The organism is Nocardia sp. NBC_00881 (assembly GCF_045207455.1).
GTDB lineage: Bacteria > Actinomycetota > Actinomycetes > Mycobacteriales > Mycobacteriaceae > Nocardia.
The window spans coordinates 5178011-5199862 of sequence record NZ_CP108798.1; the positions used below are offsets into that span (position 1 = coordinate 5178011).

Sequence of the window (21852 nt, forward strand, 5' to 3'; positions counted from 1 at the left end):
AACTCGGCCGGCACCGGCGCCGGCCGCACACACCACGCGGAGGTGGCGACCAAGCATGGTTTCAGCGCTGCGACCACGCATCTCGCCCGGACGACTCCGGGAACTCGGCCCGATCAACTGGGTTGCCTGGCAGCTACTTTCCCGCGCCGCGGGTACCGACGACGCGCACTTGTTCAGCACGCTCGGTCGCACGCGGGGCCTGTTCCGCGGCTGGCTGCACTATTCGGGCAAGCTCATGCCGGGTGGGCGGCTGCCGCGTCTCGAATCGGAGCTGGTCATCATTCGCGTCGCGCACTTGCGCGGGTGTGACTATGAGATGGACCATCATATCCGGCTCGGCAGGCGAGCCGGGGTGACCACAGAGATTCTCGACCGGCTGCGCGGGGGACCGGGCGCGGAGGGTTGGTCGAACAAGCACCGAGCGCTGCTCACCGCAGTGGACCAGCTGGTGGAAACCCGCGACCTCGACGACGAGACGTGGGCCGCGCTGGCGGAACACTACGACGAGCGCCGCCTGATCGAAATCGTCTTACTCGTCAACCAATATGAGGGTCTCGCGGCCACTATCACCGCCCTGCGCATCCAGCGCGACGGCGTCTAGGTCCGGCATCAGGGGGCGCGCGTCCCCTCGATGTGGCGGGCCAGCCCGTCCAGCACCCGCGCCAGCCCGAACTCATAGGCGTGGTCAGCACTGTAGGCGGCGTCGTGGACTCGGCCCGCGGCCGCGCCGACACGTGCGGCCAACGGATAGCGGCGCACGTCGAAGACCTGCTCCAGCAGCGGGGCGGCGCGTTCCCACCACTGTCGGTCGGACATCGCACTGTCCGCGGCGGCACGCTCGGTATCGATGGCGATGCGGGCGACGGATGTGACGAAACCGAGCACGAATGTCAGGGCGGCGTCCATCGTGACGTCATCGAGACCGAGACCGTCGAACGCCCGCAGCTCGTGGTCGTATTTCGCGACGAGGCCGGGGCCGAGCGGCGGACGGGCGGTCGGCAGGTAGGCGACCCACGGATGGCGCGCCAGCATGGCGCGGTTCTCCGCGGCGATGAGGGTGACTCGTTCACGCCAGGACAGGCCGGTCAGATCGCCGCGCTCCATCTCTGCGTACACCGTGTCGAGCATGAGGTCGACCAATTCCGCCTTGCCCGGCACGTAGGTGTAGGTGGCCATCGGGGTCAGGCCCAGTTCGGTGGCGACCGCGCGCATGGTGAGCGCACCGATGCCCGCCGAGTCGGCGATCGCGATCGCCGCCGCGACCACCGCCTCGACGCTGCTGCGCTGCTTCGGCCCGCGGCCGGGGCTCGGCGGAACCCGCCACAGCAACTCCAAGGTGCGCACGGGGTCACCCGCGCTGCTGCGCTCCTTCGGCTGTCCCACGCTGCCTCCGATCCGATCGAACCCCGATCGTATCGACGTGATCCAACTCATAGCACGAACGGGGAGGTATAGTCTACAAAGTACAACATACTTAGTATAGAGTTATGCCGGTAACCGAGGAGGACATATGAACATCACCGCTTCCGCCATCTCGCTCAACGTTCCCGACCCGCAGGCCTCGGCGAAGTTTCTCGTCGACCACCTCGGATTCGAGGAGAAGATGTCGGCCGACGGTTTCGTTTCCCTGGACCGGCCCGACGCCGGGCTGAACGTGATCTACCTGCGCACCGGGCTGGCGACGTTCAAGCCGAAGAGCGCGGCGGGCAGCGCGGGCGAAGGACTGCTCGTGGTGTTCGTCGTGGACGACATCGATGCCGAATACACCCGGCTGCGCGGCGAGGGGGTGCCGATCGTAACGCCCGTCGAGACCGAGGAGTGGGGCGAACGGTACTTCCAGATGAGCGATCCGAACGGGATCGTCATTCAACTGGTGCAGTGGATCTGACAGTGTTTTCGGCCGCGCGGGCATTGCCCGTTCGCGACCCCTCTTGACTCGCGTCCGAGCAGACGACGCTGGCGACTTCGTCGCGAACACGTCGGCCACTCGGACGGGAGCCGGGCCGCGAACGGGCAATGCTCGGTCTCGCTCCGCTCAAAAAATCGGGGTTGTGCCGAAGCGGTGACGTGCGGTGCTCAACCGCGGCAGCACCGAGCATTCGCCACTAGCCCTTGCGGCCGTGACGTCTTTGCGGCTACGTCACGAAAGCGGCGGGCGCCAGGACGCTTACCTCAGCCGAGCGCACCGCGGAATACCTCGACCGCCGAGGTGGCGGGGCGGCCGAGCAGCTTCTGCAGATCGCCGGACTGCACATCGAGAATGCCTCGGGCGACGCCGGTGTCGGCGTCGGCGAGTCCGTTGGCGTAGGCGGCGGGCAGCCCCGCCTGGACGAGCCCCGCGGCATAATCCGCCTCCGGCAGATTCTCGTAGCGCACCGGCTTGCCCGCCGCCTGCGAGATCGCCTGTGCCAGTTCGGCGTAGGTGAGCGGTTCGTCGCCCCCGAGTTCATAAACCTGTCCCGCGTGACCGTCCGTGGTGAGCACCCTGGCTGCCGCCTCGGCGTAGTCGGCGCGCGCCGCGCCCGCCACCCGCCCCTCGCCCGCGGCGCCGTGCAGCACGCCCGACTCCACCGCGTGCGCGAGGCCGCCGAGGTAGTTCTCCCAGTACCAGCCGTTGCGCAGAATGACGTGCGGCACCGTCGCTTCGGCGAGCACCGCCTCGGTCCCCTTGTGTTCCTGCGCGAGAATCAGCGGATTGTTGGTCGCGTTCGGAATGCTGGTGTAGGCGAGCAGCTCGACGCCTGCACGTTCGGCGGCGCGAATGACGTTGGTGTGCTGGGCTACGCGCGCACCGAATTCGTTGCCGGAGACCAGCAGCACCCGGTCGACGCCGTCGAGCGCCTTGTCCAGCGCCGCAACGTCGTCATAGTCGGCCTTCCGGACATCGACGCCATGCTCGACCAGGTCGGCGATCTTCCGCGGATCGCGCACAATCGCGACGACCGGTGTCGATCCCTCGCGCACCAGCGCCTCCACCACAAGTCGGCCCAGCTGTCCACTGGCCCCGGTCACTGCGACGGTCATGACTACCTCCAAGGTATGTACGGTTCCACTAGTACTAACTAATAGTAAGTACTGAACATTTCTACACTACTTTCGTCGAGCTGGGTACTATCTGAATCATGAGCCCCCAGCGAACCGTGCCGGCGGACACCGACGATCCCGCGCTGGAAGCCGATGTTTTCGCCAGGAACTGCACGTCACGGCCGGTGTTACAGAATGTGGCCAGCCGCTGGGGCACTCTGGCGCTCGTCGCGCTCCGCGAAGGTCCGTACCGATTCAGCGCCCTGCGCAGGCGGGTCGACGGCGTGAGCGAGCGCATGCTGTCGCAGACCTTGCAGGCGCTCGAGCGCGACGGCATGGTGCACCGCCAGGTACACGAGACCATTCCTCCTCGCGTCGAGTACACCCTCACAGAACTGGGCGCCGAGGTCGCCGCGGCCCTGGAAGCACTCATCCAGCTGGTCGAAACGAACATGCCGCGCGTCCACGAAGCGCAGGCGGCCTATCACCGCGACTGAGCGAATCGCCGCGCGTACGGGAAGAGACTGCCGACACCGGCGGTTACATGGGCATGGAACTCGCCGCCGCAGTCGATTTCGCACGGGACCACCGCAGGTCCGTGCTCACCACGATCCGCCGCAACGGGCGCCCGCAACTGTCCAACGTGTTGCACGTCGTCGGCGACGACGGACGCCTTCGCGTCTCCATCACCGCCGACCGCGCGAAGTATCACAACCTGATTCGCGACCCGTGGGCCGCCGTTCACATCACCCGCGACGACTTCTTCGCCTACGTTGTTCTCGAAGGCACGGTGGAAGTCACCGCTGTCGCCGCCTCCCCCGACGACGCGACGGTCGACGCCCTCGTCGACTACTACCGCACCGCCTCCGGCGAACACCCCGATTGGGCCGAATACCGCAACGCGATGGTCGCCGACCGCCGCGCAATGGTCCTACTCACCCCGACACACGCCTACGGCATGCTCTGAGGGGCCAACCGCTGGGCCGGGCCCGCGCGGATGCCGGAGAGGGCCGGTCGAGCGCCGCCGATCGCTCAGCGGGACATCAGTTCGGACACCGTGGCGAAACGATAGCCCGCGGAACGCAATTCGGCGATGATGCGGGGTATGGCGGCCAGTGCGGCGGTGGGCCCATACATCACGTGCAGCAGGATGATCGAGCCGGGACGGACCTTGTCGAGGGTTTCGGCGACAATCCCGTCCGCGGTCGCGTCCTTGCCGGAATCGGGTTCGACGTCCCACATCGCGGTGACGCGATTGTGCTCGGCAAGGTAGTGCGGCAGCATCACGAGCTTCTTGCCGTAGGGCGGGCGGAAGGTGATCGGCCCGATGTAACCGGTTTTCATGATCTCGGCGTCGGTGCGCTCCACTTCGTCACGGACCGTCCCGGGGGTGACGAAGACCATCCGCCGATGTGAATAGGTATGGTTGCCGATCTCGTGGCCTGCCGCGGCGATCGCCCGCCCCTGCTCGGGATGCGCGGCGATATCACGGCCGTTCAGGTAGAACGTGGCCGGAACCTGGGCATCGGCAAGGGCTTTCAGCACCTCGGGCGCACGGTCGGATGGCCCGTCGTCCAAGGTCAGCGCGACCACTTTCTCGTCGGTGTCCACCCGGCTCACCACGTGACCGCCCAGCTGGAAGGTGCGGGCGTTCATCAGGTAGTAGCTGCCCGTCGCCAGCAGCACCACGACAACGAGCACCGGCACACTGCGGATCAGCCACCTGCGAAGCATGCTCGCTGTATAGCAGACCACCGGGGCCGACGCCGAATTCCGAAGTTCCTACCGGCGCGGAAACCCTTGCCCGAGAAGCCGAGAGGCTCGCCGCTCGAAAGACGGCACGGGCGCCTCCCGCTCAGCGTCCGCCGAGGAATGACTCCGCGGGAACGAACAACTCGTGGCCCGATTCGCTGCACCGCCTCGAACCGGTGGAGGCCGGTGTCAGCGAGGACGATCGCCAGCGTGGCACAGCCGCCGAGCACGGCGCAGAGCAGCAACCGTGCGAATGGCCCGGCCCCGGCGCATGACCGCCGGGGCCGGGCCGTTCGAGGACGACACGCAAATCAGAAGTTGATCATGTGCCCGGCCAGGCCGTGGAAGGCTTCCTGGAGGGCCTCGCTGAGGGTCGGGTGGGTGTGCACGTTGCGGGTCAGCTCGTTGACCGTCAGGTCCCACTTCTGCGCAAGCGTGAGCTCGGGCAGCAGCTCCGACACATCCGGTCCGATGAGGTGACCGCCGAGCAGCTCGCCGTACTCGGCGTCGGCGACGAGCTTGACGAAACCGGTCGGGTCGCCGAGGCCGTGCGCCTTGCCGTTGGCGGTGAACGGGAAGGTCGCGACCTTCACGTCGTAGCCCTCGTCGCGGGCCTGCTGCTCGGTCAAGCCGAAGCTGGCGACCTGGGGCTGGCAGAAGGTGGCGCGCGGCATCATCCGGTAGTCACCGAGGGTGACGGTCTCCGCGCCCGCGATAGTCTCGGCCGCGACCACACCCTGCGCCTCCGCGACGTGCGCGAGCTGCAGCTTCGCGGTGACGTCACCGATGGCGTAAATGTGCGGCACGCTGGTGCGCATGTTGTCGTCGATCGCGATGGCGCCACGCTCGAGCTGCACACCGGTGGTCTCGAGGCCGTAGCCCTCGACGCGTGGCGCGAAGCCGACCGCCTGCAACACCTTGTCGACGGTGACGGTCTCGATCGAGCCGGTCTTGTTGTCCTTGATCGAGACGGTCACCTTGGCGCCGTCGTCGTCGATGGACTGCACCGCCGCACCGGTGGTGATGGTGATGCCCAGCTTCTTGTACTGCTTGGTGATCTCCTTGGAGACGTCCACGTCCTCGTTCGGCAGGGCACGGTCGAGGAACTCCACGATCCGCACGTCGACGCCGTAGTTCTTCAGGACGTAGCCGAACTCCATGCCGATCGCGCCGGCGCCGACGATGAGGATCGAGCCGGGCAGGTCGCGGGTGAGGATCTGCTCCTCGTAGGTGACCACGTTCGCGCTCAGCTGGGTGCCGGGCAGCAGCTTGGTGACGGTGCCCGCCGCGATGATCACGTTGTCGAACGTGACCGTCTCGGTGCCGCCCTTGCTGAGCTCGACCGACAGCGAATTGGGTCCGGTGAAGGTGCCCTTGCCGTCGAACTCGTCGATCTTGTTCTTCTTCATCAGGAAATGGACGCCCTTGACCCGACCGTCCGCGACTTTGCGGCTGCGGTCGAACGCGACGCCGAAGTCGAAGTTCACCTCACCGGAAATGCCGAAGGTCTTCGCCTCCTTGGTGAAGATGTGTGCCAGTTCCGCATTCCGAAGCAGCGCCTTGGACGGGATACAGCCGACATTGAGGCACACCCCACCCCAATACTTCTGCTCGACGATCGCGGTACGCAAGCCCAACTGTGCCGCACGGATGGCGGCGACGTAACCGCCGGGACCGGCACCGAGAACAACAACATCGTAATGGGAAGTCACAGGTGCGAGCCTAGCTCCGCCGGGTGAACTTCACCCACCGGTCCCCGCAACAGTGAGAGCCCCGCCACACCTGACCGAGACCGACCCATCGACGGTGCAGGTCAAGTAGGTTCTCGCGGCTAGTCTGGGCGCGTGAGCAGTGGTGGTTCGGGCGGTCCGGTCTCCGTCCCCGCGCCCGGCCCTTCGACACCCACCAGGGACGGCGCCGGGGTTCCGCGGCCGGATCTGCTGGACGGGACCGCCTCCACCCATCTGACCCGGCTGGTCCGCGACACCGCACTGCGCGCAGGAGTCGGGGCAGACCGGATCGCCGCCGTTCCCGGCGTCGACGACGCGGCGCTGGCCGGCGAGCTGAACCGGATCCCGCTGCGCTCGCTGGTTCGGCTGTGGGAACTGCTCGCGCGGACGCGTACCGTCTGACGACGGCGACGATCGCGGGGCGGCTCGGGTTCGCCGACGACCGCGCGCTGCGCAAAGCCTACCGTCGGTGGAGCGGCGCGCCGCCGTCGCGGGCACGAGCGCGGTAACCGCCGCGATAACCATCGCCGACGAGCGATCCGATGCGCTGGGCCGGCAATCAGTTCGATGATCCGGCGCGGTTGGCGCGCAGGGACCGGTCGGTGGCGCCGCAGGACCTGGGAGCGAAGCCACGGCGCTCATAACGTCATCGGTACCGGATCGGACAGAGACGGACAGCTCCACAGAGAAGGCAGTGTCATGACGGAAACCACCCTCGCCCTACCGACCACCGCGCGTGAGTTCCAGCTGGCCGCGCGGCCCACCGGCGTGCCGACGGCGGACCACTTCGCGCTGGTCGCACGGTCGATCCCGCAGCTCGCCGAGGGACAGATCCTGGTGCGCAACACCTGGATGTCGGTCGACCCCTACATGCGTGGCCGGATGGACGATCGCCCCTCTTACATTTCCCCGTTCCAGCTGGGTGAGGCACTGGAGGGCTCGGCGGTCGGCGAGGTGATCGCGTCGGCCGCGCCGGGCCTCCCGGTAGGCGTGCCGGTCACCCACTTCGCAGGCTGGCGGGACTACTCGGTCGTCGACGCCGCGACAGCCACGCCGATCGACATCGCGCTCGCCGCGCCGCAGCACTACCTCGGTGCGCTCGGCACCACCGGCCTCACCGCCTATGCGGCGTTGACCGACGTGGCGCGGGTGGAGCCGGGCGACACCGTATTCGTCTCTGCGGCGGCGGGCGCGGTGGGCAGCGTCGCGGGGCAGATCGCCAAGGCGCTCGGCGCGGCGCGGGTCATCGGATCGGCAGGCGGAGCGGCGAAGACGGCGCTGCTGCTCGACGAGTTCGGCTTCGACGCCGCTCTGGACTACCGGAAGGGTGATCTGGCCGGACAGCTGACCGCGGCCGCACCCGAGGGTATCGACGTCTACCTCGACAGCGTCGGCGGCGAACACCTGCGCGTCGCGGTGGAGGCCATGCGCCGGAAAGGCAGGATCGCGCTGGTCGGTGCGATCAGTGGATACAACGGGGCCGACGGCGAAGCCGGTCCGGACCTGTATCGTGCCGCGACCAAGGAACTCTCGCTGCGCGGCATGCTTGTCAACAGCTACTTCCCGATCTTCGGGGAGTACATCGCCACGGCCGCCACCTGGCTCGCGGACGGCACTTTGCGCACCAAGGAGACCGTCTACGACGGACTCGAGCAGGCGCCCGCCGCGTTCCTCGGCGTGCTGTCCGGCGCCAACACCGGCAAGATGCTGGTGCGGCTGGAGTGATCTCCGGTCAAGCCCGCCAGACCTGCCCGGCGATCCGTGCGAAATTGCCGCCGAACACCGCCGCCCGGTCCGCCGCGCTGAACCCGCGGCCGGCCAGCACCGCGTTCAGGCCGGGCACCTCGGTAGCGCCGAGCAGGTCCTCCGGCGGAACCCATTGCAGCGGACCCCATGCGGTGTACATCGCCGAGAAGGCGTCCGGATTCTGCCTCAGCTCGTCGTTGAAGTCCTCGGCGTCGAACGAATAGTCCGACCCGACTCCGATGTGCTCGATTCCGACAAGCGCGGCCCCGTACTCGATGTGCGCCGCCATCGCCTCCACGCGCTCGGCCCGCTCATCGACGGCGTTGTGCCCCAAAAAGATCCCCACGCCGTTGATCCCGATCACGCCCCCGGTCGCGGCAGACGCGCGGGCCTGCTCGTCGGTGATGTTGCGCGGGTGATCCCACAGCGCGGCGAAATTCGAGTGGCTGTAGATCATCGGCGCCGCGCTCAGCTCGGACAGTTCCAGGCTGGTGCGCCGCGAGCAGTGCGACCCGTCGGCGAACATCCCGACCTCATTGAGCTTGCGTACCAGATCGCGCCCATAGGGGGTGAGCCCGGTGTCATCGGCGTCCAGGCAGCCGCAACCAGCGGCATTGGCGTGGTTGTAGGTGGGCAGCAGCGAGCGAACGCCGAGCTCGTAGAACTGCTCGACGTTGTCCAGATCTGCACCGAGCGGTCCGGAGTCTTCCAGGTCGAACGCCAGCGCGATGGTGTCGCCGCCGATGTCTTCGGCACCGCGCACCAGCCGAAACCGTCTGTCTGCCTGCGCATCCCGGCGAAACCGGTGCAGCAGCGCCAGCGAGTCGGCGGTCGACTGGCGGGAGTATCCGACGTTCACCGACAGATACGACCCGGCCGGGTACCGCGCGAGGTCGGAAATCCGCGCCGCGGGCGACAGCGGTAGACAGCAATGCTGCTCCCAGAGAAACGGTCGCAACCTCGAACCTCCTGGTCGGATCGGCCTCGAAGCAGCGATCCTACTGGCCGCCGGAACCATGCGGCAGCGCCCAGCAACTATCGAATCGCTACGCCGGCAGCGGCGGGCGAGCGTCCCACGTCGCCAACGCATTTCGGTATTTCGCGACTCGTAACAGAGTGTCCGCGACGACCGATGCACCAGTACGTCATTCCCTTCGTCCCGAAGGCGGTGCGACCATGGGTCGCTTGGTTCTCCTGTTCGTCTCCCTCATGACATTCGTCGGCTGCTGGATCGCTCCAGGACCGGCGGCCGCTGCCCCGGACTGCGGATCGGCCTGGGATTCGCTGGACAAGGTAAGTCCTGACCGATCGCTCGCGCCGATCACCGGGGTGCGGTCCGGTCGGCACGAATGCTTCGATCGACTGGTGTTCGACATTGCCGGATCGGCGACCGGGTATCACGTCGGCTACGTCGATCGGGTCGTCATGGACGGCTCCGGAGCAGTGGTCCCGCTGCGCGGTGGGGCGTTGCTCAATGTCGTCGTCGGCGCCCCCGCCTACGACGACGCGGGCAACGCCACCTACCGGTCCGAGAACCGAGCCGAGCTGGCCGACGTCGGCGGATACCAGACCTTCCGCCAGGTCGCCTGGGCCGGATCGTTCGAGGGGCAGACCACGGTCGGACTCGGCGTGCGCGCTCGGTTGCCGTTCCAGGTGCACAGGCTGGACGGACCGGGCAGCGGGTCGCGCGTCGTGGTCGACGTAGCGCACTCCTGGTGATCCCCGGTTGCGCCACTCGGCAACAATGTGGGCATGAGCGGTGTTGAGCAGAATGTGACAGACCCCTATCTCTGGCTCGAAGAAGTGACCGACGAGCGCGCCCTGGACTGGGCCCGCGCGCACAATGCCGTCGTGGTCGAGCGTTTTACCGTGTCGGAACGGTTCCGCGGGCTCGAGTGCCGCATCCTCGACATGCTCGACACGGACACCAAGATCGCCTACCCGGGGCGGCGCGGACGCTGGCTCTACAACTTCTGGCGCGATGCCGAGCACCCGCGCGGCCTCTGGCGGCGCACCACGTTCGCCGAGTACGCGAAGGACAACCCTGGCTGGGACGTGCTGATCGATCTGGACGCGCTGGCCACCGCCGAGGACGAGAACTGGGTATGGGGCGGCTCCGCGGTGCTGCGCCCGGAACAGTCCCGCGCTCTGATCAGCCTGTCCCGTGGCGGTGCGGACGCCAAGGTGGTGCGCGAGTTCGATATGGAGCGTAAGGCGTTCATCGATCCCGCCGAAGGGGGGTACTTCCTGCCGGAGGCGAAGTCGGAGATTCACTGGATCGACATCGACTCCGTGTACGTCGGCACCGATTTCGGTCCCGGCTCGCTGACCGATTCCGGGTATCCGCGCATCGCGAAGCGGTGGCGGCGCGGCACCGAATTGGCTGACGCGGAAACGGTTTTCGAGGGTGAAACCGGTGACGTCGCGGTGTCAGCCGGGTATGACCGTACGCCGGGCTACGAACGGCACTTCGTCGGCCGCGCCACCGACTTCTTCAATGAAGAGGTCTACCTGCTCGAGGATGACGGCACGCTGCGCCATCTCGACATCCCCACCGACGCGAGCGAATCCTGGTACAAGGATTGGCTGCTGGTCCGGCTGAAGTCGCCGTGGGAGGTGGGGGGTGCCAGCTATCCCGCCGGCGCGCTGCTGGCCATCGACTTCGAGAAGTTCCTGGCCGGCGCCCGGGAATTCGAGCTGATCTTCACTCCCGACACACACACCTCGCTGCATGGCTACGGCTGGACCGAGAACCACCTGCTGCTGATCACGCTCGAAGACGTGCAGACCAAGCTCTACGTGCTGACCCCGGGCGCCGACGGCTGGCGGCGCGAGCCGCTGGCCGACACCCCGCCGATGGCGACCACCAGCGTGTCGAACCTCGACCCGCTGGAGGGTGGCGACGAATTCATGCTGACCACCAGCGGGTTCACCACGCCGGCCACGCTGCTGGCCAGCGCTGTCGGCGGGCGCACCGAGCAGCTCAAGCAGGAGCCGGGCTTCTTCGACGCCGACGGTGTCGAGACCGAGCAGTTCTTTGCCGAGTCCGACGACGGAACCATGGTGCCGTACTTCGTGATCCGGCATCGCGACCGCAAGGGTGCGCCCGGACCGACGGTGATGTCCGGCTACGGCGGCTTCGAGGTGTCGCGCACCCCCGGTTACAGCGGCGCGTCCGGCATGGGCTGGCTGGAGCGCGGCGGCACCTGGGTGATGACCAATATCCGCGGCGGCGGCGAGTACGGGCCGCAGTGGCACACCTCTGTGCAGAAGGCCAACCGGCACAAGGTGTACGAGGACTTCTCCTCGATCGCGAAAGACCTCGTCGGGCGCGGCATCACCACCGCCGAACAGCTCGGCGCGGTGGGCGGCAGCAACGGCGGACTCCTGATGGGCGTCATGCTGACCCGCTACCCCGAGTTGTTCGGCGCGATCGTCTGCCAGGTGCCGTTGCTCGATATGAAGCGCTACCACCTGCTGCTCGCGGGCGCCTCGTGGATGGCCGAGTACGGCGACCCGGAGAAGCCGGAGGAGTGGGAGTACATCGGCAAGTACTCGCCGTACCAGAATGCTCGCGCCGACCTCGCCTACCCTCCGATCCTGCTCACCACCTCGACCAGGGACGACCGTGTGCACCCCGGTCACGCCCGCAAGATGGCCGCGTTGCTGGAGGAGCAGGGCCACGAGTTCTGGTACCACGAGAACATCGAGGGCGGCCACGGCGGCGCCGCCGACAACAAGCAGTCCGCCTTCCAAGCCGCGCTGATCTACGAGTTCTTCACCCAGATGCTGATCGAACGACGCGGATAACCGTCCAGCCCCATCCGAAGGGGTCGCCGCCTCGTGCGCGATCTCTTCTGGGGCGGGGCGCACGTCCGCGTCGCCACCGATGCGCTTGCCGAACTCCCAGGCGGATACGCACCGTTCCAGTCGCAGTCCGCGGACTTCGCCGAGCGCCTGACGCCCCTAACGATCGCGCAGCCACTTCTCGATCTGGTCGACCGTGCTGGTGCACTGCCGGATCCAGCCGTTGTGGCCCAGCTCTTCCGGCTGCCGCCACCGCGTCACCTCGGCGTTCGGCAGCTTCTCCAACAGATGATCGGCGGAGCTGGGCGGTGTGAGATCGTCGCCGGTTATCGTGATGGACAGGACGGGCAGCTTCAGCCGCGCGATCCGCTCCTCATAGTCGATGTCCGCCCCCACCGGAACGAACCGGCCGGTGCGCGCCAGCCTCGCCCAGTCCGAGACCAGCACCTTCGACTGGCGGCCGAAACCCATCGAGATCCGGTCGCCGGGCCAGAAGCCCGCCAGGTTCGCGGTCAGCGAGATCGCCGCCGTCCCGAACAGCATGCCAGGTTTCGAAAGCCCTGGGTAGCCGCGGTAATACGGAGTTCCTGACGCGATAAGGATCAGCCCGCCGAGCCTGCTACGGATGCGCGCGGCGTACATGACGGCGAGCTGTCCACCCAGGCTGTGGCCGAGCAGATACGGCGTGCTGTCCGGGAATTGTTCGCGGACCACCTCGAAGATCGCGGGGAAATCGACCGAGACCAGCTCGTGGTAGCCGAAGGTGCTGGCGGAACTCGGCTTCGGCTTGCTGTCACCGTTGCCGCGCAGCTCGCCGATGGCCACATCGAACCCGCGCGCCGCCAGACCCGACCCGAACAGCTCGTAGTACCCCGCCGGCACACCGAGCCCAGGCACGATCACCAGGACCGGGCGCGGCGCGTCCGGCGTGACCGGATGCCGGTGCACGCCCTCGGCCGGCATAAGCCGAACCGGCACGGTGCTGCCATCCGGCATCTGGATCGGCACTGTCTGCATGTGCGCACGCTACCGCGCCTGCAGTGCCCAGTCGCGCACACTCGCGCGCTACGCGCCGACCGCGCCGATGATCACCCTGCTCAACACCCGGATCACGTCATCGAGCGGCGGGCGCGGGTCCGCACCGCTCCACGAGTCCACCACGTAGTTGACAGCGCCGATGATCGCGAGCACCCGCATCTCGTAGTCGCCGGTCGGGATCTCGCCGTGCCGGGCCGCGTCCTCGGCTGCGCTCGCCAGCAGCGAGCCCCATACCCGGCGCAGCTCGAGGCGGTACTTCTCCACCTTGGGGCCTGCACCGACGACCTCTACCAGCGCGACACGCGCTTTGCGCGGATCGGATCCTATGGATTCGACGTAGGCGCGAACACAGGCGTCGATGATTTCGAGCGCGCTCGCGTCGGACTTCGCGTCCAACGCCTTCGTCACGGCGTCGCGCGACTCCCGGTCGATCTGTTCGTAGAGCTCTAGGAGTAAGGACTCTCGACCGGTGAACTCCTCATAGAACTGCCGTGAGGAGAGCCCGGCGTCTTTGCAAATGGCGCCGACCGAGCTATTGGCGTAGCCGTCGCGCGCGAAGACCGTCAGGCCTGACTCCAGAAAACGCGCACGCCGCTGACGCTGCCGGTCCTCTACGGGTTGCCCGGCATACATTCGACCCGTATTCGCATCCTGTGACATTGGGCCAGACAATACAGAAGCGCCCGAACCTATCGTCATGGATCGGGCTCTTCGTTACAACGTTCGGCCGACCCTGAGTTAGCCGAAAGTTGGCCGAGCGGTGGAACCCTCGTTGAATCAGTCGCCTGGTTCTACCCATGCAGTAGCGCGTAAACAACCGCGCTCGACGGAAATAAGCCTTCGACTGCTCCAATCCGACCGTGTGACTGGACGTTTGCCGAAACGGACCATATTCAGACCCTACACGACTGCAGCTGATTTTAAAGGGGATATCTAGAATTTTTTGGCGCACAGTCTTGTTCGCCGGTTACGGTCGGTTCGCCCGGTCGGCAAGGAAAGCGGGCAGCGCGGCCACCGAGTCGATGACATGGTCGGGTGCGTGGCCGATGTGTCGAGCACTTCCGCCCGAAATTTTCCGGTGCGCACCAGTACGCCGGTCAGCCCGACCGCCCGTGCCACAAGCGCATCCGAATGAGGTCGTCACCGATCGTCGACACCTCCGACGGGTCGAGCCGCATCTGTTCCGCCCAGGTGCGGAAGCAGGGAGCAGGAGGCTTGCCAACCACTTCGATGCCGCGTTGCCGACCGTCTCCAGGCCGGGCAGGTAGGCGCCCGCGTCGATGCGCAACCCATCGGCCGTCGCCCAGGCGAGTCCGCGGTGCGTGGCCACGACGGGGCGCCGTTCAGCATCAGCTCAGCCACTCGACTCAGCGCCCGATGCGTGAATTCCGCGCCGGTGCCGCCGATTACCGACGATCCGACGGGGGCCTTGTCTTCGCCATGCTGCGGCTGGTGCATTTGCCGCGCCCTAGGGTGATCCCATGCTGACCGCGCTGCTCTACGGACTCGCGACGGCCGCACCGCTCGTCGCCGGCGCCGCGATCGGGTTGCGGTGGCAGCTGCCGAAGGCGGTGCTGGGCGCACTGATGGCCTTCGGCGCGGGCACCATGATCGCCGCGGTGTCCGCCGAACTCTTCGAGCTGGCATTCCACCGGGCGGGAGCAGTGATCGCCGCGCTCGCCCTGCTCGCGGGGGGCCTACCGCGAGGGTGGCTGGTGGATCGGAATGGCTACGGCGGCAGGGTTTCTCGTCGCCTTCGTGCTCGGCGGCCGAGTGGTCAGCGCGCCGGTGACAACCGCGTCCAGTAGGCCGGGAAAACGCTGATCCAGGTCGTCGCGGCGCAGCGCGACCAGACGGTTGCGGAAGCGGCTGCCTCGAGCCTTCACTCGGCCCTGCGCGGGCTGCCGGACGTGGTCCGGCTGCGCCCATTATGCGACCGGGTCGGGGCGGATGGAGTCGAGTTTGTCGGCGCAGCGGGTGAGTAGGTCTTGCAGGCTTGCCTGTTCGGCTGCGGTGAATTCCGTGGCCAGGGCGCGTTCGACGCGGATGGCGCGGGCGTCCGCGTCCCGCATTACGGTCGCTCCCTTCTCGGTCAGCGCTGTCTCCAGGACGTTCTTGTGCCATGCGTGCGGGGTGCGTTCGATGAGGCCGCGGTCCTGCAGATTGCCCAGGACGGTGTTCATGGTGGGCGGGGTCACCCCGCAGAGCCGCGCGAGGGCGGCGGCCGAGATGCCGGGGTTCTCGCTGAGGTACAGCAGCGCTGCGTACTGCGAGACGGTGACGCCCGCCGGTTTCAACGCGGCGTTCTTTGCCGTGTTCAGGGACTGCTCGGCGCGCTTGAGGTACGAGCCAATGCGTTCGGCGGCGGGCATGGACGTCATATCCGCATGATATCTGCACGTCATATGATTAGAAGGTTGACGATAATTAGAGTTCTAATCTATCTTCGAACACACACTTCAATGTGACTATATTCAACTGCCCTCGAAGAGGTAGACCCGATGTCTCTCGCAATGCCGCACCACCTCATGTCGGCCCTGGCTGCCGCGGTCACCTGCACCGCCCTTGCCGCCTGCGGCTCGACCGACACACCCGCCACCGCCGTCCACACCGCCTATGAACTTCCCGGCGATCGCGCCTACCCGGAAGGCATCGCGGTAGATTCACGCACGGGAGACACCTATGTGGGCTCCTACACCACCGGTGCCGTCTATCGAGCCACGCGGGACGCTCGCCAGGCCGAAGTCTTCCTGCCGGAAGGCGCCAACGGCCACAAAACCGCCAACGGCTTGAAAGTCGACCGGCAAGGCAGGCTGTGGGTGACCGACTCGACCACGGGAGTCGCGGTGTACGACATCGTGACCCGTGCGCTGCTTGCGGACTTCACCGTGCCCGGCACGGACCCGCATTTCGTGAATGACCTCGCCATCACACCGGACGGCACGGCGTACCTGACCGACAGCGCACGGCCGGTCGTCTATCGCGTTACCCCCGACCAGCTGACCGCCGCCACACAGGGCGGACATGGCGAGCTGACACCGCAATTCGACCTGCGCACCGTCCTCGAGCCGAGCGATCCGGGCGGCTGCACCCTGAACGGCATCGTCGCCGACCCGGCGGGCAGATACCTGCTGACGGTCGATATGACAGGCGGTGATCTGTACCGCATCGCGCTGACACCAGCGGCGAATCCGATCACCAAGGTGACCGCGCGCGGCGGAGATTTCGCCAGGGGCGACGGACTGGAACTGCGGGACGACACGCTGTGGGTGGCCCAGAACACGATCGACACCATCGCCCGCTGGACCGTCTCCGACGATGGCGCCACCGCCACTCAGGATCGCCGAGTCACCGACGAATCCCTCGGCCTCCCCACCACGTTGGCCAGAAACGGCGACCGGACGCTCATCGTCTCCTCCCAGTTCGACAAGGGCGGTCCCCTGGGCCCGGGCAGCCCGACGACACCCTTCGCGGTCGTCACCATCGACGGAATCTGACCAACCAGGCATCCCCGAAATGCCGGAAGCCGGCCCACCCGTAGGTGGACCGGCTTCCGGTTCGAGAGGTGTTACGCAGTGGCAGGACTCAGAAGTCCATGCCGCCCATGCCGCCGGTCGGGTCGGCCGCGGGGGCGGCGGACTTCTCCGGCTTGTCGGCGACAACGGCCTCGGTGGTCAGGAACAGGGCCGCGATGGAGGCCGCGTTCTGCAAGGCCGAACGGGTGACCTTGACCGGGTCGGCAACGCCGGCGGCCAGCAGGTCCTCGTACTCGCCCGAGTCGGCGTTCAGGCCATGGCCCGCCGGGAGGTTCGAGACCTTCTCGGCGACGACGCCGGGCTCGAGGCCCGCGTTGAAGGCGATCTGCTTCAGCGGAGCCGACAGCGCGACACGCACGATGTTGGCGCCGGTGGCCTCGTCACCAGTGAGCTTCAACTCGTCCAGCGCCGGAGCCGACTGCAGCAGGGCCACGCCACCACCGGCGACGATGCCCTCCTCGACGGCGGCCTTCGCGTTGCGGACGGCGTCCTCGATGCGGTGCTTGCGCTCCTTGAGCTCCACCTCGGTCGCCGCGCCCGCCTTGATCACCGCGACACCGCCGGCCAGCTTGGCCAGACGCTCCTGCAGCTTCTCCCGGTCGTAGTCCGAGTCCGAGTTCTCGATCTCGGAACGGATCTGCGCAACCCGGCCCTTGATGGCCTCCGCGTCGCCCGCGCCCTCGACGATGGTGGTCTCGTCCTTGGTGACGACGACCTTGCGCGCCTGGCCGAGCAGCTCGACGCCCGCGGTCTCCAGCGAGAGGCCGACCTCTTCGCTGATGACCTCGCCACCGGTCAGGATGGCGATGTCGGCGAGCTGCGCCTTGCGGCGGTCACCGAAGCCGGGCGCCTTGACGGCGACAGACTTGAAGGTGCCGCGGATCTTGTTGACCACCAGGGTGGACAGGGCCTCGCCCTCGACGTCCTCGGCGATGATCAACAGCGGCTTGCCCGCCTGGATGACCTTCTCCAGCAGCGGCAGCAGGTCCTTGACAGTCGAGATCTTCGAGCCGACCAGCAGGATGTACGGGTCCTCGAGGACCGCTTCCTGACGCTCCGGGTCGGTGACGAAGTAGCCCGAGATGTAGCCCTTGTCGAAGCGCATACCCTCGGTCAGCTCCAGCTGGAGGCCGAAGGTGTTGCTCTCCTCGACAGTGATGACGCCTTCCTTGCCGACCTTGTCCATGGCCTCGGCGATCAGCTCACCGATGGACGAGTCGCCCGCCGAGATGCCCGCGGTAGCAGCGATCTGCTCCTTGGTGTCGATCTCCTTGGCGGTGTCGAGCAGCTTGGCGGTGACGGCCTCGACGGCCTTCTCGATGCCTCGCTTCAGGCCGAGAGGGTTGGCGCCGGCCGCGACGTTGCGCAGGCCCTCGCGCACCAGCGCCTGGGCGAGCACGGTGGCGGTGGTGGTGCCGTCGCCCGCGACGTCATCCGTCTTCTTGGCGACTTCCTTGACCAGCTCGGCGCCGATCTTCTCGTACGGGTCCTCCAGCTCGATCTCCTTGGCGATGGACACACCATCGTTGGTGATCGTGGGGGCGCCCCACTTCTTCTCCAGGACAACGTTGCGACCCTTCGGCCCCAGCGTCACCTTGACCGCGTCGGCGAGGGCGTTCAGACCCCGCTCGAGGCCGCGACGGGCCTCTTCGTCGTACGCAATTGTCTTGGCCATTGCGTTGAGATCCTCCACATGTATATGGGGCTGACACACAGAGCGACCGCAGGTTGGATCGCCCTATTTACGCTGGCCAGGTTCGGTGCCCGCGACGGACGACCGAGGGTGTCGATGGAACCCGGTCTCACCGTCCCGACCTGGCACTCACAGGTAGAGAGTGCCAAAGCCCTTTTTAGCACTCGAGGGTGGCGAGTGCAAGGTCACCCGCCGCCGCGGCAGCGGTCTAGGGACGGTCGTCCACACGGAGTACCAAGGCGACGAACGCGTCGGTGCGCCGCTCCTCCGGGGTGCGGGGCTCGCCGCCCTCCACGGTGACGAGTTCGGCGTCGTGCAGCAGGAGCTCCGCCTCCACCCGCATGATGGCGCGAATAAACGGCGGCGCCACGTCTGGAGGGAGGTCCCCGTTCACGATGTAGCTGCCGTCCGGCTGGGACTCGGTGGACACATAAGACAGCGCACGCAGGAGATCAGCGCGCCGCTCCCCCGCGATTAGGTCGGAATCGGTGTCATCCGCCATTGCTATAGCTTAGCCGCCAGTGGTCCCCCCGCCCGGTTCGGACGATCCGACCCCTCGCGCCAGAGCCGGATGCTTCGACAAAATCGCAAGTCACAGCGTTGTCAAGGCGAGAGAGGCGCCCGCGGTGCCGTGCCGACGTACCCGACCCGGCGTAGATTCCGGATGGACCACGATCAGGTTCGCGTCGATCCCGAAGGGGGATGTGGTGGCCGAGGTGCCCTTCGATTCGCTGTACCGACACGGGTTCGCGCGGGTGGCGGTAGCCGTGCCCCGGGTCCGGGTGGCGGATCCGAGCTACAACGCCGAGCAGACGCTGGAGCTGGCGGCGCGGGCGGCGGCGGCCGGAGTGGTACTGACGGTTTTTCCCGAACTGGGCTTGTCCTCGTATACCGCTGACGACCTGTTCCATCAGGACGCGCTGGACGCGGCGGTCGAGGCGGCGCTCGCGCGGGTCGTCGCGGCGAGCACGGAGATCGACACGGTGCTCGTGGTCGGAGCGCCTGTGCGGGCGCAGGGCCGGTTGTTCAACTGCGCGATCGCGATCTGCCGCGGGGTCGTGCTCGGAGTGGCGCCGAAGAGCTACCTGCCGAACTATCGGGAGTTCTACGAGAAGCGGCAGTTCGCGGCGGCGCGGGAGACGCTGGAGGACCACATCACGATCGCCGGGCAGCGGGCACCGTTCGGATCTGATCTGCTGTTCCGTGCGAGCAATCTGGACGGGTTCGTGTTCCACCTGGAGATCTGCGAAGACGGTTGGGTTCCGCTGCCGCCCAGTGGGTTCGCCGCGCTGGCGGGCGCGACGGTGCTGGTCAACCTGTCCGCGAGCAATATCGTGATCGGAAAGGCGGACTACCGGCGGGCACTGTGCACCTCGCATTCGGCGCGCTATCTCGCGGCGTACCTGTACTCGGCCGCCGGACACGGCGAGTCGACCACGGACCTCGCCTGGGACGGACAAGCGCTGGTCTGCGAGAACGGCGACCTACTAGCCGAAGGCGAGCGGTTCTCCGATCACCCGCAGCTGGTCACCGCCGACCTCGATCTCCAGCGCCTCGCGGCGGATCGGCTGCGCACCACCAGCTTCGCCGACAACGTGCACGACCACCGGGAACGGCTGGTCGCGCTGCGACACGTCGAGGTGGAGTTGCCGGTCCCCGACAGACCGGTCGCGCTGGAACGCGATATCGAGCGCTTCCCCTATGTCCCCGCTGATCCGGCGTTGCGCAACGAACGCTGCGCCGAGGTGCACCACATCCAGGTGGAGGGTTTGAGCACGCGTCTGCGCGCCACCGGATCACAGTGCGTGGTGATCGGGGTGTCGGGCGGGTTGGATTCCACTCAGGCGCTGATCGTGGCGGCGAAGACGATGGACCGGCTCGGCCTGCCGCGGGCGAACGTGCTCGCCTACACCATGCCCGGATTCGCGACGAGCACCAGAACCAGGACCGATGCGCACCGCCTGATGGCCGCGCTCGGCGTGACGGCGAGGGAGATCGATATTCGCCCTTCGGCCACCGTGATGCTCCGCGACCTGGGCCACCCGGCGGCCGACGGCGCGGCGCAGTACGACATCACCTACGAGAACGTGCAGGCCGGCGAGCGGACTTCGCACTTGTTCCGGCTGGCCAACCAGCATGGTGCGCTCGTGGTCGGCACCGGTGACCTGAGCGAACTGGCGCTGGGCTGGTGCACCTTCGGTGTCGGTGACCACATGGCGCACTACAGCGTCAACGCCTCGGTACCGAAGACTTTGATCAAATATCTGATCGCCTGGGCGGTGGACACCGCGCAGTTCGGCCCCGAAGCGGGCGAGGTGCTCTCTTCGGTGCTGCGGACCGAGATCTCGCCCGAGCTGATTCCGCACACCGACTCCTCCGCACCGAGCCAGAGTTCGGAAGCCACGGTCGGCCCGTACGAGTTGCAGGACTTCCACCTGTACTACCTGCTGCGCTTCGGCTATCTGCCGAGCCGCATCGCCTACCTGGCCAGGCACGCCTGGTCCGACCCGCACCGCGGACGCTGGCCCGACCTCGTGCCCGTCAACCAGCGCAATGCCTACGACCTGGCCACGATCAAGCACTGGCTGGCCGAATTCCTGCGCCGCTTCGTGCAGACCAGCCAGTTCAAGCGCTCGACGCTGCCGAACGCGCCGAAGGTCGGCTCCGGCGGATCGCTCTCGCCGCGCGGCGACTGGCGCGCCCCGAGCGACGCGTCGGCGGCGGCCTGGCTGGACGAGCTGGCGCGCAATGTTCCGGAGGCTTGACCCGGCAACGCATTCCGACGCCCTGGATGCGGGCACGCGGCGCATGCCTATGGTGGCGGGGTGAGTGAAAAACCCGGCTGGGATGCCGTCGACGGCGCGTTGCGGCCGTTGTACGGCGATATCGAGCCTTTCCACTGGGCGCCCGACCACCCGTGGTCCCTCGGCGGACCCGACCCGCTCGACGGGATCAGCGCGTACTCCCGCACCGAGCCGGTGCCGCACTGGCACTACGTCTGCTACGGAATGACCGAACTGTACGAAAAGGAGTGGGACAACCCGGAGGAGTCCGGCTGGGGCTTCGAATTCACCTTTCGCCTGGTCCGGAAGACAGACGAGACGGAGCCGCCGGTGTGGCCGACGAACTTCCTGCAGAACCTGGCCCGCTACGTGTTCCAGTCCGGTAAGTGGTTCGAGCCTGGACACACGATCAAGGCGAACGGGCCGATCGCGACCGGCCGCGCGGAGTGCACGATCCATGCCGTCTGCTTCGCGGTCGACCCGGAACTCGGCCGCATCGACACCCCGCACGGCCGCGTCCGATTCCTCCAGATCGTCGGCCTGACCATGCCGGAATACCACGCGGCGCAGGGCGGCCGAGCCCTCGAACTGCTCACGAGGCTGGATCCCCACCTACCCCTGTACGTCACCGACATCCACCGCGACCCGCTGGTATCAGAGCCGAAACCCCAGGCCCGCTGGCCGCGGTGGGGCGGAGGCCTGCGCGGTCGGGTTTGACATCCGCTCTGGAGCGTCCCGACGAA

The 21852-nt window shown here is 67.3% G+C and carries 22 protein-coding genes and 1 pseudogene; 12 read left to right on the plus strand and 11 right to left on the minus strand.

The genetic code is table 11. The features are described 5' to 3' along the window. Positions 1–67: 67 nt before the first annotated feature. Positions 68–601, plus strand: coding sequence for a carboxymuconolactone decarboxylase family protein (locus tag OH799_RS21965; protein WP_406282370.1), 534 nt, complete (start codon positions 68–70; stop codon positions 599–601). Positions 602–609: 8 nt separating this feature from the next. Here OH799_RS21965 and OH799_RS21970 read toward each other — a convergent pair whose 3' ends face one another. Next, positions 610–1383 carry a TetR/AcrR family transcriptional regulator C-terminal domain-containing protein gene (locus OH799_RS21970; RefSeq protein WP_406267184.1) on the minus strand — a complete coding sequence of 258 codons (774 nt, stop codon included), beginning with the start codon at positions 1381–1383 and terminating at the stop codon, positions 610–612. A 127-nt stretch (positions 1384–1510) separates the two neighbouring features. On the opposite strand from OH799_RS21970, the gene OH799_RS21975 reads away from it, so the two are divergent. Further along, complete coding sequence (locus tag OH799_RS21975) at positions 1511–1888, plus strand: VOC family protein (protein ID WP_406267187.1); 378 nt, start codon at positions 1511–1513, stop codon at positions 1886–1888. A gap of 284 nt (positions 1889–2172) precedes the next feature. On the opposite strand, the gene OH799_RS21980 is transcribed toward OH799_RS21975, so the two are convergent. Continuing rightward, positions 2173–3024, minus strand: a complete 852-nt coding sequence (locus tag OH799_RS21980) for an SDR family oxidoreductase (RefSeq protein ID WP_406267190.1) — start codon at positions 3022–3024, stop codon at positions 2173–2175. 98 nt (positions 3025–3122) lie between these two features. Here OH799_RS21980 and OH799_RS21985 point away from each other — a divergent pair, with 98 nt between their 5' ends. Continuing rightward, positions 3123–3521, plus strand: coding sequence for a winged helix-turn-helix transcriptional regulator (locus tag OH799_RS21985; protein WP_406267192.1), 399 nt, complete (start codon positions 3123–3125; stop codon positions 3519–3521). 53 nt (positions 3522–3574) lie between these two features. Beyond that, positions 3575–3991, plus strand: a complete 417-nt coding sequence (locus OH799_RS21990; protein ID WP_406282373.1) for a PPOX class F420-dependent oxidoreductase — start codon at positions 3575–3577, stop codon at positions 3989–3991. A gap of 65 nt (positions 3992–4056) precedes the next feature. On the opposite strand, the gene OH799_RS21995 is transcribed toward OH799_RS21990, so the two are convergent. Beyond that, entirely contained in the window at positions 4057–4758 is a 702-nt protein-coding gene (locus tag OH799_RS21995) for a polysaccharide deacetylase family protein (RefSeq protein ID WP_406267195.1), read from the minus strand. A 329-nt stretch (positions 4759–5087) separates the two neighbouring features. After that, positions 5088–6488, minus strand: a complete 1401-nt coding sequence (gene lpdA / locus OH799_RS22000) for a dihydrolipoyl dehydrogenase (RefSeq protein ID WP_406267198.1) — start codon at positions 6486–6488, stop codon at positions 5088–5090. A gap of 132 nt (positions 6489–6620) precedes the next feature. On the opposite strand from lpdA, the gene OH799_RS22005 reads away from it, so the two are divergent. Continuing rightward, entirely contained in the window at positions 6621–6908 is a 288-nt protein-coding gene (locus OH799_RS22005) for a hypothetical protein (protein ID WP_406267200.1), read from the plus strand. Between the two features lie 297 nt (positions 6909–7205). Continuing rightward, a complete protein-coding gene (locus OH799_RS22010) occupies positions 7206–8231 on the plus strand; it encodes an NADP-dependent oxidoreductase (RefSeq protein WP_406267203.1) in 1026 nt (341 codons plus the stop codon). Positions 8232–8238: 7 nt separating this feature from the next. Here OH799_RS22010 and OH799_RS22015 read toward each other — a convergent pair whose 3' ends face one another. After that, positions 8239–9210: a dipeptidase gene (locus OH799_RS22015; RefSeq protein WP_406267205.1), complete on the minus strand. Its 972-nt coding sequence runs from the start codon at positions 9208–9210 to the stop codon at positions 8239–8241. Between the two features lie 218 nt (positions 9211–9428). Between OH799_RS22015 and OH799_RS22020 the strand changes: the two genes are divergently transcribed. Continuing rightward, positions 9429–9971 carry a hypothetical protein gene (locus tag OH799_RS22020; RefSeq protein WP_406267208.1) on the plus strand — a complete coding sequence of 181 codons (543 nt, stop codon included), beginning with the start codon at positions 9429–9431 and terminating at the stop codon, positions 9969–9971. A gap of 33 nt (positions 9972–10004) precedes the next feature. Further along, positions 10005–12062 (plus strand): prolyl oligopeptidase family protein, encoded by a 2058-nt coding sequence (locus tag OH799_RS22025; protein WP_406267211.1) that lies wholly within the window; start codon positions 10005–10007, stop codon positions 12060–12062. A 156-nt stretch (positions 12063–12218) separates the two neighbouring features. Here the strand turns inward: OH799_RS22025 and OH799_RS22030 are convergent, their stop codons facing one another. The 3 genes from OH799_RS22030 to OH799_RS22040 form a co-directional block, all read right to left on the minus strand. Continuing rightward, a complete protein-coding gene (locus OH799_RS22030) occupies positions 12219–13076 on the minus strand; it encodes an alpha/beta fold hydrolase (protein WP_406267215.1) in 858 nt (285 codons plus the stop codon). Between the two features lie 48 nt (positions 13077–13124). After that, positions 13125–13757 carry a TetR/AcrR family transcriptional regulator gene (locus OH799_RS22035; RefSeq protein WP_406267218.1) on the minus strand — a complete coding sequence of 211 codons (633 nt, stop codon included), beginning with the start codon at positions 13755–13757 and terminating at the stop codon, positions 13125–13127. Between the two features lie 273 nt (positions 13758–14030). After that, a complete protein-coding gene (locus tag OH799_RS22040) occupies positions 14031–14216 on the minus strand; it encodes a hypothetical protein (RefSeq protein WP_406267221.1) in 186 nt (61 codons plus the stop codon). A 362-nt stretch (positions 14217–14578) separates the two neighbouring features. Here OH799_RS22040 and OH799_RS22045 point away from each other — a divergent pair. Beyond that, positions 14579–14791 (plus strand): annotated as a pseudogene (locus OH799_RS22045) (ZIP family metal transporter); the annotation flags it as partial. A 234-nt stretch (positions 14792–15025) separates the two neighbouring features. Here the strand turns inward: OH799_RS22045 and OH799_RS22050 are convergent. After that, entirely contained in the window at positions 15026–15478 is a 453-nt protein-coding gene (locus OH799_RS22050; RefSeq protein WP_406267224.1) for a MarR family winged helix-turn-helix transcriptional regulator, read from the minus strand. A gap of 120 nt (positions 15479–15598) precedes the next feature. Here OH799_RS22050 and OH799_RS22055 point away from each other — a divergent pair, with 120 nt between their 5' ends. Next, positions 15599–16594, plus strand: a complete 996-nt coding sequence (locus OH799_RS22055; protein ID WP_406267227.1) for an SMP-30/gluconolactonase/LRE family protein — start codon at positions 15599–15601, stop codon at positions 16592–16594. 88 nt (positions 16595–16682) lie between these two features. Here the strand turns inward: OH799_RS22055 and groL are convergent, their stop codons facing one another. After that, on the minus strand, positions 16683–18308 hold the full coding sequence (groL, locus tag OH799_RS22060) for a chaperonin GroEL (protein WP_357259737.1): 1626 nt from the start codon (positions 18306–18308) through the stop codon (positions 16683–16685). A 226-nt stretch (positions 18309–18534) separates the two neighbouring features. Beyond that, positions 18535–18828 (minus strand): hypothetical protein, encoded by a 294-nt coding sequence (locus OH799_RS22065; protein ID WP_357259734.1) that lies wholly within the window; start codon positions 18826–18828, stop codon positions 18535–18537. 205 nt (positions 18829–19033) lie between these two features. On the opposite strand from OH799_RS22065, the gene OH799_RS22070 reads away from it, so the two are divergent. Both OH799_RS22070 and OH799_RS22075 read left to right on the plus strand, forming a co-directional pair. Then, positions 19034–21091, plus strand: coding sequence for an NAD(+) synthase (locus OH799_RS22070; protein ID WP_406267232.1), 2058 nt, complete (start codon positions 19034–19036; stop codon positions 21089–21091). Between the two features lie 60 nt (positions 21092–21151). Next, positions 21152–21826, plus strand: coding sequence for a suppressor of fused domain protein (locus OH799_RS22075; RefSeq protein ID WP_406267235.1), 675 nt, complete (start codon positions 21152–21154; stop codon positions 21824–21826). Positions 21827–21852 lie beyond the last annotated feature (26 nt).

Excerpts from the sequence above, each read along its gene's own strand:
- OH799_RS22050 (WP_406267224.1), bottom strand. The coding sequence starts at position 15,478 with ATGACGTCCATGCCCGCCGCCGAACGCATTGGCTCGTACCTCAAGCGC.
- groL (WP_357259737.1), bottom strand. The coding sequence starts at position 18,308 with ATGGCCAAGACAATTGCGTACGACGAAGAGGCCCGTCGCGGCCTCGAG.
- OH799_RS22065 (WP_357259734.1), bottom strand. The coding sequence starts at position 18,828 with ATGGCGGATGACACCGATTCCGACCTAATCGCGGGGGAGCGGCGCGCT.
- OH799_RS22025 (WP_406267211.1), top strand. The coding sequence starts at position 10,005 with ATGAGCGGTGTTGAGCAGAATGTGACAGACCCCTATCTCTGGCTCGAA.
- OH799_RS22020 (WP_406267208.1), top strand. The coding sequence starts at position 9,429 with ATGGGTCGCTTGGTTCTCCTGTTCGTCTCCCTCATGACATTCGTCGGC.
- OH799_RS22010 (WP_406267203.1), top strand. The coding sequence starts at position 7,206 with ATGACGGAAACCACCCTCGCCCTACCGACCACCGCGCGTGAGTTCCAG.
- OH799_RS22055 (WP_406267227.1), top strand. The coding sequence starts at position 15,599 with ATGTCTCTCGCAATGCCGCACCACCTCATGTCGGCCCTGGCTGCCGCG.
- OH799_RS21985 (WP_406267192.1), top strand. The coding sequence starts at position 3,123 with ATGAGCCCCCAGCGAACCGTGCCGGCGGACACCGACGATCCCGCGCTG.
- OH799_RS21975 (WP_406267187.1), top strand. The coding sequence starts at position 1,511 with ATGAACATCACCGCTTCCGCCATCTCGCTCAACGTTCCCGACCCGCAG.
- OH799_RS22035 (WP_406267218.1), bottom strand. The coding sequence starts at position 13,757 with ATGTCACAGGATGCGAATACGGGTCGAATGTATGCCGGGCAACCCGTA.
- OH799_RS21995 (WP_406267195.1), bottom strand. The coding sequence starts at position 4,758 with ATGCTTCGCAGGTGGCTGATCCGCAGTGTGCCGGTGCTCGTTGTCGTG.
- OH799_RS22030 (WP_406267215.1), bottom strand. The coding sequence starts at position 13,076 with ATGCAGACAGTGCCGATCCAGATGCCGGATGGCAGCACCGTGCCGGTT.
- OH799_RS21980 (WP_406267190.1), bottom strand. The coding sequence starts at position 3,024 with ATGACCGTCGCAGTGACCGGGGCCAGTGGACAGCTGGGCCGACTTGTG.
- OH799_RS21990 (WP_406282373.1), top strand. The coding sequence starts at position 3,575 with ATGGAACTCGCCGCCGCAGTCGATTTCGCACGGGACCACCGCAGGTCC.